Origin of the sequence: Luteococcus sp., assembly GCF_043424415.1 — a bacterium.
GTDB lineage: Bacteria > Actinomycetota > Actinomycetes > Propionibacteriales > Propionibacteriaceae > Luteococcus.
This window is the reverse complement of the sequence record NZ_JBHWOO010000055.1, coordinates 26,092-37,401: the sequence shown is the minus strand read 5'-3', so window position 1 is coordinate 37,401 and position 11,310 is coordinate 26,092. Positions and strand designations below refer to the sequence as shown.

Here is an 11,310-nt window from a genome sequence, read left to right as displayed (position 1 = left end):
GAACATGAGCAGCGATCCCTCCAGCCTGACGGTCGAGGAGAAGCGAGCCCTGCTGGCGCAGCGACTACGGCAGCGGCCGAGGCGACTCTTCCCCACCTCGATCCAGCAGCAGCGGATCTGGTTCCTCGATCAGCTCAAGGGAGGAGATACCTCCTACAACCTGTCTCGAGCTCTCCGCGTGACCGGCGACTTCGACCCGGAGTGCTGGCGCATGGCGGTGGAAGGCATCGTCACGCGTCACGAGGCCTTGCGCACCACTTTCGAGGCCAGCGACGGGGTGCCCCTGCAGGTCGTCCACGAGAGTCTGACACCTGAGGTCGAACTGGTTGACGCTCCGGAGCTACTCGACGACGATGCGCTCATCGCGGTGGCCTCGCAGGAGTTCGCGCGTCCCTTTGACCTGTCCCGCGGTCCTCTCCTGCGCATGCGCTGCTTGCGTCTGACCGCACAGGAGCACGTTCTGCTCATCACGGTGCATCACATCGTTGCCGACCTGTGGTCGACGGCCTTGATGGTGCAGGAGTTGCTGGAGACATACCGTTGCCTGCGACTGGGCGACAATCCGGTTCTGACCCCGCCAAGGCTTCAGTACGTCGATTACTCCCAGTGGCAGGCCACGAAGATGGCCGAGGGTGCATTCGAGGGCGACCTGGAGTACTGGAGCACTGCGCTTGCGGGCATCCCAGCCGCGCTAGAGCTCCCCACCGATCGTCCTCGCACCGCGGTCCAGACCAATCGCGGTGGCTCGGTCCCGTTCGCTCTGGACAAGGCCCAGATGTCTGCCTTGCGCGCGATGGCCAAGACCTACGGAGTCACGCCTTTTATGGCTCTGTTGGCAGCCTTCGCCACTCTCATGCACCGCTACAGCGGCGCTGATGATGTTGTGGTGGGTGTGCCGGCCGCCAACCGGGACCGTCCTGAGATTGCCGGGACGATCGGCTACTTTGTCAACATGCTGGCCATGCGGTTCCAGTTCGACGAGACGACGACCTACGCCGATGCCCTGGTTCAGGCCCGTCAGTCCGCCCTGGGCGCGTTCGGTCACCAGGACCTACCGTTCGAGCGGCTGGTCGAAGACCTGGCCCCGGTTCGAGACGCCTCCCGCACTCCCGTCTTCCAGGTGTCCTTCATCTACCAGAACATTCCCATGCCAAAGCTCGAGGCCGCCGGAGCCGCCTTCCACGATGTGGAAGTGGCTAGCCGTGCCGCGCGCTTCGACATCGAACTCCAGGTCTTCGACGAGGAGGCTCTCTCCGGCCGCTTCGAGTACAACGCGGATCTGTTCGACCATGAGACGATCGCCCTTCTAGGCGACCATCTCGCCACATTCGTCGCCCACGCAGTGGCCGACCCCACCGCACTAGTCGATGCGGTTCCGCTGGCCGACCACACGGCTGAGACTGCCCTGCGCGCATGGGAGATCGGGCCGGAGCGTTCGTGGCCAGATGGCCTGCTGACGCATGAGCGCATCGCCTCGGTGGCCGCCCAGAATCCCGACCGGCCCGCCATCGTGTGCGGCGCTGAGAAGCTCACCTACGGGGAGCTCGCCGAGCAGTCCGCGCGAGCGGCCACTGTGCTTGCTGCGCGAGGAGTTCGCCGGGGCGATCGCGTCGCCGTGTGCATGCAGCGGGGTCCGGCTCTCATCGCCGCGCTGCTCGCGGTGATGCAGGTAGGAGCCGCGTATGTTCCGATGGACCCGGAGTTCCCGGCCGCGCGCATCACCTTCATGCTGCAGGATGCGGCACCGGCGGTCGTCATCTCGGAGAGAGTTGTCACCGAGCAGCTCGGCCTGCACGCGTTCAAGGGCCTGCTGCTGTGGGAGGACCTCGCCCAGGAGGTGACTACGGCGCCGGCCCCGGTCGTGACCGTGGCCCCTTCCGACGCCGTGTACGTCATCTACACCTCAGGCTCGACCGGCCAGCCCAAGGGGGTAGAGATCCCACATCGTGCGCTGGACAACTTCCTACGCTCGATGCAGGAGCGTCCTGGCCTGAGCGATGACGACGTGCTATTGGCCGTCACCACCATCTCCTTCGACATCGCGGGCCTGGAAGTCTTCTTGCCGCTGGTCTCGGGCGCCCGCATCATTCTCGCCACCCGCAACGAGGCCATCGACGGCACCAGCCTGCGTCAGCTCATTAACGAGCACCAGGTGACGGCCATGCAGGCCACGCCACTGAGCTGGCAGATGCTGCTCGAGGCCGGCTGGGCGCCTGAGCGGCCGTTCAAGGCCCTGGTAGGCGGCGAGGCGCTCTCGGTCACACTCGCCACGAGCCTGCTCGACTTGGGTGTGGACCTGTGGAACATGTATGGCCCTACCGAGACGACGATCTGGTCGTCCGTGGCGCATGTTGGTCGCGACCTCATCCACCTTGGCGAGCCCATAGCCAACACCTCGCTGCGTGTGCTGGACCAGGAGTTGCGTCGCCTCCCTGTCGGAGTACCAGGGGAGCTGTGGATCGGCGGAGACGGGGTCGCGAACGGTTATGTCGACCGTCCCGAGCTCACCGCTGAGCGATTCGTGGCCGACCCGTTCCTCGACGGTGGCCGCCTCTACCGCACCGGCGACCTGGTCCGCCGTCGTCACGACGGTCGCCTGGAGTTCCTTGGTCGCACGGACCACCAGGTCAAGATCCACGGCCATCGCATCGAGCTGGGCGAGATCGAGAGGGTGTTGGAGTCTCACCGGGAGGTGGGACGCGCGGTCGTGATCGTGCGCGACGACGATTCTTCCGGCGATCGTCTGGTGGCCTACCTCTCACCTACTGACGAGACGAGCTCCAACGGCACGCAGGAGTGGACCCACGAGGTCGAGCGCTGGCGTGAGGTTTGGGACACCACCTACCTGCAGGCCTCGGAGTCCGACAGCGTTGTTGATGACAACCTCGCCGGCTGGCGCAGCGCTCTCACTGGGGAGGCCATCGAGCGAGAGGTCATGGCTCGCTGGGCGGACGAGACCGCATCAACGATCATGGAACTGCATCCGTCCCGGGTCCTCGAGATTGGCGGTGGCACGGGCCTGATCCTGAGCCGGGTCGCACCGCAGGTCGAGCGTTACTGGGCGATCGACACATCGGCCACGGCCGTGGCGAGCCTGCAGGCTCGAGCGGAGGCGCTGGGGGTCGTCGATTCGGTCCGGGTAGAGCGACTGGCGGCGCACCAAGTTGACCAACTCCCGCCGCAGCAGTTTGACCTGGTCGTCATCAACTCTGTTGCCCAGTACTTCCCGGACGAGCGCTACCTGCGGGCCGTCATCGACGCTGCTCTGGCACGCCTGCTTCCCGGCGGGGTCCTGTTCATGGGAGACGTCAGAAGTCTGCCCTTGCTATCCACCTTCCACGCCGACGCCGCGCTGCGGCGAACCGAGCCCTCCGTCGCGGCCAGTGCCCTGGTCCAGATCACGGACCGGGCCGTGACCGAAGACTCCGAGCTCGTCATCGACCCGCACCTATTCACGCAATTGGCGGACGAGCGGGACGACGTGGCTGCCGTGCATGTCCTGGCGAAGCGCTCGGCCGACCAGACGGATATGACTCGATACCGGTACGACGTGACAATTCACTGTGGCGAGGTGACGCCTGTAGCTGCCAAGACGTACGCCTGGGAGGCAGCCGCTGGCGGGCTCAACAGCGTTCGGGAGTGGCTCGCAGGCACCGATGACTGCGTGGTGGTCCTCGATATCCCGAACCGTCGTGTAGCTCAGGTGAGCGCCACGCTGGCGGCAGCTGAGAAGGCCGGAGGTGCCACCCTCGCTGAGGTGCTGCGCGAGGTGAGTGAGATGTCGGTCCCGGATCCGAGCGAGATTGTCCGGGCCGTGGAGGATGCGGGGTTCGCTGCTCATCTGGAGATGCGAGCACACGGTGCAGACGGCAACTTCTCGCTCGTCGCCCGTCGCCGCGGAGTCGATGGCGAACCGCTGTGCGGCTTCCCGACTCTGCCCGACGGCCCGCGCCCCGCCAGGCTGGTGAACGCCGTGGCGCGTCGTCGACTCGCGATGGCTCTCCCGGACATCCGCGGCGGCCTGTGGGAGACACTGCCGGCGTACATGGTGCCCAGCGCATTCGTGATACAGGACCCATTCCCGATGACGCCCAATGGCAAGATCGACCGGGGCGCCCTGCCACCGCCCGGCCACATCGCCCAGACCGAGTTCGTCCCACCCCGGACGCCCCTCGAGGCTGTGATCGCGGGGATCTGGTGCGACGTGCTCGGTATCGAGCGCGTCGGAGTGACCGACAACTTCTTCGATCTGGGCGGCCACTCGCTGCTCAGTACGAGAGTCATGGTGAGGATGCGTGAGACCTTCGACATTGACGTGCCCCTGCACCGGCTGTTTACCGAGCCCACCGTCGAAGGTCTCGCGGCGGCTGTCTTGGATACCGCGCCCGACCCATCTCTGGTAGAGCGCACCGCAGAGCTGGTTGTCGAGCTCAGCGCGATGTCCGACGAGGAGATCGCGGCCCAGCTGGGCGGTGCGGAGGACTGATGGGAGCCCCGACGTCGGTCAATCTCTCCGCTCAGCGGCGGGCGCTGCTCAGCAAGCGCCTAGCAGCCGAAGGGCTCCAGGGCCCGACCTCTGTCGGTATCCGCCGTCGGGAGAATCCGGCAGTCCCCGTCCCCTTGACCTCGGCACAGCGACAGATGTGGTTGGCCGACCAGCTCTCCGAGGGCACCAACCCATTTGTAATCACCGGCGGCCTCCGCGTCCGGGGCGCCTTCGACCCTCAGGCGTTCGAGATGGCCTGTGAGCACGTCGTGCGGCGGCACGAGTCCTTGCGCACGGTCTTCTCGCTCGTGGACGGCGAACCTGTCCAGATCGTGAAGCCCGACCTGCCCCCTTCACTTCGTCGCATGTCGGTGCCGGGACTGCCTGTCATGGAGCGTGAGCGAACTGCCAGCGAACGGCTCGCCGCTTTGGCCGCTGAGCCCTTCAACCTGCAGTCCGGCTCGCTCCTTCGCATCGAGATTTTGACCTTCGCCCACGATGAGCGGGCCATCCTCCTCGCTCTGCACCATGTGGTGGGCGATCTGTGGTCCGTCAGCGTGCTGATGCGGGAGATCCTCACCGCCTACGACAGCCTGCGACAAGGCCATGTCTGCACGCTCCCTGACCTGACCCTGCAGTTCCCCGATCTCGCCGCCCACCTTTCCGTCCCTGACCCCCACCGGGAAGCCGACCTAGCATGGTGGGAGCAGAACCTGGCGGGAGTGCCATCCGAACTGCCTCTCATCACAGACGCACCTCGTCCAGCCCGACCGAGCCACCGAGCCGGATCCAACACGCTGAGCCTCGACGCATCGCTGGTGGACGGGGTGCGCAAGCTGGCCCGGGCTCGGCACATGACCCCATTCATGGTCTATGGGGCAGCCTTCCACGCGCTCCTCGCCAGGGTCTCTGGTGAGTGCGATGTGTGCGTGGGCACTCCCGTGATGGGACGTGGCAACTCCGAACTGGAGCAGCTGATCGGCTGTCTGATGAACTCAGTCGCACTTCGGTGCCGGGTGGACCGGGACGCCACGTTTACAGATCACCTTGCCACCTTCCGCCGCGTGTGCTTCGACGCCTTTGCCCACCAGGACGTCCCCATCGAAGACGTAATCACGCGGGTGGCTCCCGCTCAGCACTCAGGCGCACCGGCTCTGTTCCGAGCCATGATCACCTACCAGAACGTGCCGCTGCCCCGTTGGGAGTCCCACGAGGTACGCATCGAGCCCGTGGTATCGGCCGAGACGTTGATCAAGTACGACCTGCAGCTGGATCTTCGCGAGGACCAGGGGCAGGTTACAGGTCAACTTCTGCATGCACGCGATCTCTTCAATGACGCGTCAGCGCGGCGACTGGCGTACCACTACATCCGCATCCTGCGTGCGTTCGTCGCTGACCCGTCGCTGCGGCTCTCCGACGTGCCACTCTGCGACGTGCACGAGCGAGAGGAGGTTCTCGGACTCGCCACAGGAGAGCGGCTCGAGCTGGTGGGTGAGGCCACGCTCTCGGAGGACATCGCCCGCGTGGCGGTCGAGCACCCGTCCTGGGTGGCCATCGTCGAGAAGGACCGGCAGACAACCTACGGCGAGCTGGACAGCCGCGCCACGAAGACGGCACGGCAACTAGTCACAGCTGGAGTCCGACCGGGCGACGTCGTGGCGCTGTCACTGCCGCTGAGCGCTGAGCTGCTGGTGAGCATGCTGGCCACCTGGAAAGCGGGCGCTGCCTATCTGGTCATGGACCCGTCATGGCCCTCAGTACGCGTCAACATGCTCCTGGAGGACTGCCGCGCCGCCTTGGTGGTCTCGGACGAGCAGGCCCGCCCTGATGTCGGTGGAGACTGTCAGTGGATCACTCTTTCGACGCTTGCCGACGCTGCAAACACGGGCACCGAGCTGCCAGGTGCGGCACCTGACGGCGTGGGATATGTGCTCTACACCTCTGGCTCGACCGGCAAACCCAAGGGCGTGGAGGTGACGCATGCCAACATTAAGACCTACGTGTCGTCCGTCCCTTCGACCCTCGGTATGGGTTCTCCGCAGGCTCGGTACCTTGTTCTGCAGCCACCAGTGACCGACTTTGTGGGCACCATCCTCTTTTCGAGCTTGGGGACAGGGGGCGAGCTGCACCTGGTGGACAAGGACACAGCCGTCGACGCGGACGCCGTCTCGGAGCTGATCCGCTTAAGGGAGATCGACTACGTCAAGATTGTCCCCACTCACCTGGGCGCGCTGATGCGTGTGGTCGGTGCCGACGCACTGATGCCGCGTCGCTCGCTGGTGCTCGGAGGAGAGGCGGCACCGCGGTCACAGGTGGCCGAGTTGCTGGCTGCTGCCGGCGACACGGCGGTGCACAACCATTACGGTCCTACGGAGACAACGATTGGCGTGGTCACCTGCGACCTCCGCGACTACCGAGACGGTGCATTCCTCCCCTTGGGTCGCCCTGTGCCTGGTTCGCGCTGCTATGTCGTGAGACAAGGTGAGTTGGCCCCACCCGGCGTAGCAGGTGAGCTGTGGGTGGCCGGGGGGCAGGTGTCAGTCGGCTACGTGAACGAGCCTGAGCTCACCCTCAGCCGTTTCCTCGATGATCCTTTTGTGTCGGACGCTTCGCGCGTCTACCGCACCGGAGACAAGGTCTGCTGGACGGAGTCGGGCGAGCTGCGTTTCCTGGGACGTGAAGACGGCCAGGTCAAGATCCACGGTTACCGGGTGGAACTGGTCGAGGTAGAGGCCGCCCTCCTGTCGCATCCCGCAGTCACGAACGCTGTTGTCGTGGCTGGCAGCGACGGGGCCGGGGTGACGCAGCTGGACGCGTACATCGTCACGAGTGCTGGAACGGTCGACGGTGATGAGGTCCGGCGTTGGGTGGGACAGCGGCTCCCCAGGCACTGCGTCCCGAGCACCGTCACGGTGCTGGGCGCTCTGCCCATGACCGCCAACGGCAAGGTGGACAGGCGGGCGCTACCCTCGCCAAGCTCCCCGGACACGATGGCAGGCCTCGGACGCCCCCCGGCCCCCGGACTGGAGACGACGATCGCCGCCGCCTTCACCGACGTACTGGATCGCCCGGTGGTGAACGCCACTGACAGCTTCTTCGAGCTCGGTGGGGACTCGCTGCGAGCCATCCAGGTGGTTTCTGCTGCGCGCAAGTCAGGCATCACTCTCACCACCCGCGACATTTTCGTGCACGAGTCCGTTTCGGCAATCGCAGCCTCTGTCGGGAGCCGTGCCGCCGCCGTGACGTCCGTTCACGATGACGGAGCGGGCGACTGTGCACCGAGCCCCATGCTGCGACGTCTGCGGCGCCGCGGAGGAGAGATCTCCGGATACAGCCACCGCGTCCTGGTGACACTGCCGCAGGGAACGACAGCGACGCAGGTCGCTGCTGCACTCGATGGTCTGGTGAATCATCACAGGATCCTGGCTGCCACCCTTGATCCGCAGACATGGACCCTTCACGTCCCAGAAGGAAAGATCCTCCCGCCACCCGTCGAAGTCGCCAGCACCAGCGTGGCCGATCTGTCCGAAGACCTGCTCCACGCCGTCACCGCTGCCGTAGAGAGGCTGGATCCCTGGCGCGGGCACAACCTGGAAACACGACTGTTTGAGCGCGACGGCGCGCTGCCCATGCTGCTGCTCGTGATCCATCACGTCGTGGTGGACGGCATGTCGTGGCAAGTGATCCTCGAAGACCTGCGCACCTCACTCGAGCAGGTGGCTACCGGGCAGCCGATCTCACTTCCGCCCGTGCCGACTTCGGCCCGCTCGTGGTCGGAGACAGTCAGTGAAGACGCGGGCAGCCCCCAGCGCAAGGCCGAGATCGAGGACTGGCAGACGCTCACCCGCGGCGCGACTCCCCTGCGCGCGCCAAGTGTGTTCGCAACGGGCACATCGGTCGGCGAAAGCACCTTGCTTCTTGACGTGGAAACGTCGCGACGGCTGCTGGAGGAGATCTGCCCAGGGCTTGGCGCCAGCGCTCATGAGGTCCTGCTCAGCGCCGTCGCCCTAGCCGCCCGGGACAACCTCGGGATCCAGAGCACCGGGCCGCTGCTAGTTGAGGTCGAGTCGCATGGCCGTCACTTGGGGCACGTGGACGCCAGCCGGACGGTCGGTTGGTTGACCAGCGTGTATCCGGTTAGCGTCGATCTGGGAGCCAGCCCGGCCACCGACGACGAGATGCGCACTCTGCTGCGGCGAGCCGTCATCTCGCAGCGCCGTTATCCCCACGACGGGCTGGGCTACGGCGCACTCCGCTATCTTGCCGAGGGCTCGCCGCTGGGGGACCTGCCTGAGGCATACCTGGTATTCAACTACCTTGGGCAGCAGACCGCGGGGCTTGAGGATCTTGCGTGGCAGCCCGTCACCCGACTCCAGAGGGAGCTCATGGGTGAGGGGACGGCCGCTCGATCGCTGCTCCTCACCCGTCCACTGCAGGTGAACGTGGTCTCGTTGCAGACCGACGCGGGTTCTCGGCTCCAGGTGCAGGTCATGTGGGACCACAGCTCGTGGACGACGCCGGAGGTTGAGGCCTTCGAGCACGAACTGGTCCGGTGCCTTGAGACAATAGCCCGTGCTGGCGTTGACGCGGCTCAGGAGCCCCTGCCTTCCCGGCAGGTCGCCACAATCCGCCCGAGCGTCCGCAGCGACCGCATGCCAGTCACCCACCAGCAGCTGAACAAAATCACTGAACCCGTTGGGGCGGACGCGGTCCACCACAACGTGGTCGCCACCGTCGTCCTCGAACCGGAGGGAGCCTCGGCGGACCGAGAACTCGACGTCGACGCGCTCCAGCGGGCGCTCGACAATGTGCGCGAGAAGCACGAGGTGTTCCGGACCTGCTTGATCCACGAAGGCGACGAATGGTTTCAGCGGGTGGAGCCAGCCAGCCCCTGGCCCCTAGAGGTCCACGACCTGCGTGGGGGGACCGAAGAGCTCGTTGAGGCCGCAGTGGAGGAGGTTGTCGCCCGGTTGGAGAGCACGCCCATGCCGGTCGCTAAGGGCAGCCCCATGTACACCGTCCTACTGCGCACGGGGGATCGGCGGTGGGTCCTGTCGCAGGCCTTCCACCACGCCAGCGTTGATCCCTGGGGATTTGCGCAGTATGTGGAAGACCTCGCCGACTATTACGTGGCGGAGCGCGACGGCACTCCTGCCCGGCGCGACTTCGCGAGTCTTCAGCTGGCCGACCTGGCCGCATGGCAGCAGCGTGAGAACGAGCTCGGCCCTGGCCGGGTCCACGCCGATTACTGGCGTTCGCTCTTCAGTGACCTGCCGCCGGCGCCCACGTTGCGGCCGCTAGGACGTGAACCGCGTCCCGCTGTGGCCACGATCACCGGCTTCTCCTTGTGCCCGGAGGAGAATGAGCAGCTCAAGGCAGCGGCCGCGGCCGCGTCGGTGAGCACATTCGTCTATCTCCTCACCGTTTTCCAGGTGCTCCAAGCGGTGGCGACCGCAACCGACGACGTGCTGGTCACTGTGCCACTAGCTGGGCGAGACGAGCCGGAGACGCACACCATGGTCGGATATCTGGTCAACGAGGTCTCGATCCGCACCCGAATAGCCGAGCGGGCCACCTTCGGCGACGTGATGGCTCAGGTTCGGCTCAGCCTGCTGGACGCCCGAGAGCATCAGCAGGCCCCCCTGCGCCAGCTCGCGGCTACGAGTGACGGCCGGTGGGACCCGATGCGCACCATGTTCAACGTGGTGGATTTCGGATCTGTGCGTCTGAACCTGGGCGGCTGGGTCGGAACGCCGTGGCGGCCAGTTGGAGCCGCCGAGCAGCTCATTCCCGAGATGCACGGCTCGATCAGTCCGGCCAATCTCGACCTGTACCTGGTGCTGCACGAACGGGACGGCGAGCTGCGAGGACTGTGGATGCACGCGCCGAACCGGTTCAACGAGCATGCCTTCGCCGACATGGTGGCGGCTTGGCCAGTGCTGCTTCACGCCGTGCTGGCCAGACCGGATCTACCCTTGTCAGAGGTGCCAACGCTGCTGGCAGACCGCCTCCCGCGGCCGTCTGATCCTGACCCCCGTCAGAATCGAGGAGAAGCGTGAGTAAGAGCTGGATGTTCTCGTCGCGACCGCGCGCTGGTGATCGGATTCGCATCTTCGCCCTCCCGTACGCGGGCGGGACGGCCAGCGCATATCGCGCCTGGCTGCAGATGCCGGGAGTGCAGACATCCTGCGTCGAGTACCCGGGCCACGGCATTCGTATGGCGGAGCCTGTCACGGACGACATGGGGACGCTGGTGACGGGCCTGGCTGACCGGATGGTCGACGAGATCGAGGGAGACTACGCACTCTTCGGTCACAGCATGGGCGCGATCGTCGCCTTTGAGCTCGCTCATGCCCTGCAGAGCCGGGGCGTTCGCTCACCGCTGGCCCTGTTCGTCTCGGGGTCTCAGCCCCCCAGGAACAACGGAGGCGACGGCGGCTTCCAGCTCACGGACCGGGGCATTCTGGAACGTCTGGCCCGACTGGGCGCCACGCCGCTGGAACTCCTCAGCAACCCCGAGATGCGAGAGCACATCATCACGACGATGAGGGCTGACGGCAGGGCGCTGGAGAACTACGCGCCGACGGATGAAAGCCCTCTCGACCTACCCCTGGTTGCCTTCGGTGGAGATGCGGACCCCCTCGTTCCTGTGGAGACCCTGCAGGGGTGGGCGCGCTTCACCACACGCCCCCTCCGGACCGACGTGAGGGCGGGCGACCACTTCTACCTGAGTCAGCACATGAGCGAGATATTCACCGTGATGGTGCGCACCGCCGCCATCGAGCTGGGCCAGCGTCGTCGGATCGTTGAAACGAGAAACTGAC

The 11,310-nt window shown here is 66.0% G+C and carries 3 protein-coding genes; all 3 read left to right on the top strand.

Annotated elements, in window-relative coordinates; genetic code table 11:
• Positions 1-4 precede the first annotated feature (4 nt).
• From ACHFFZ_RS03035 to ACHFFZ_RS03025, 3 genes are read left to right on the top strand one after another with little or no spacing between them, the layout of a single operon-like run.
• Positions 5-4,486: an amino acid adenylation domain-containing protein gene (locus tag ACHFFZ_RS03035; protein WP_394275188.1), complete on the top strand. Its 4,482-nt coding sequence runs from the start codon at positions 5-7 to the stop codon at positions 4,484-4,486.
• Entirely contained in the window at positions 4,486-10,545 is a 6,060-nt protein-coding gene (locus tag ACHFFZ_RS03030) for an amino acid adenylation domain-containing protein (RefSeq protein ID WP_394275187.1), read from the top strand. The genes ACHFFZ_RS03035 and ACHFFZ_RS03030 overlap by 1 nt, the downstream gene beginning before the upstream one ends.
• On the top strand, positions 10,542-11,309 hold the full coding sequence (locus tag ACHFFZ_RS03025; RefSeq protein ID WP_394275186.1) for a thioesterase II family protein: 768 nt from the start codon (positions 10,542-10,544) through the stop codon (positions 11,307-11,309). Before ACHFFZ_RS03030 ends, ACHFFZ_RS03025 begins: the two co-directional genes overlap by 4 nt.
• Position 11,310 lies beyond the last annotated feature (1 nt).

What these genes read in the sequence shown, in the direction of transcription:
- ACHFFZ_RS03035 (WP_394275188.1), top strand. Translation starts at nt 5, where the DNA reads ATGAGCAGCGATCCCTCCAGCCTGACGGTCGAGGAGAAGCGAGCCCTG.
- ACHFFZ_RS03030 (WP_394275187.1), top strand. Translation starts at nt 4,486, where the DNA reads ATGGGAGCCCCGACGTCGGTCAATCTCTCCGCTCAGCGGCGGGCGCTG.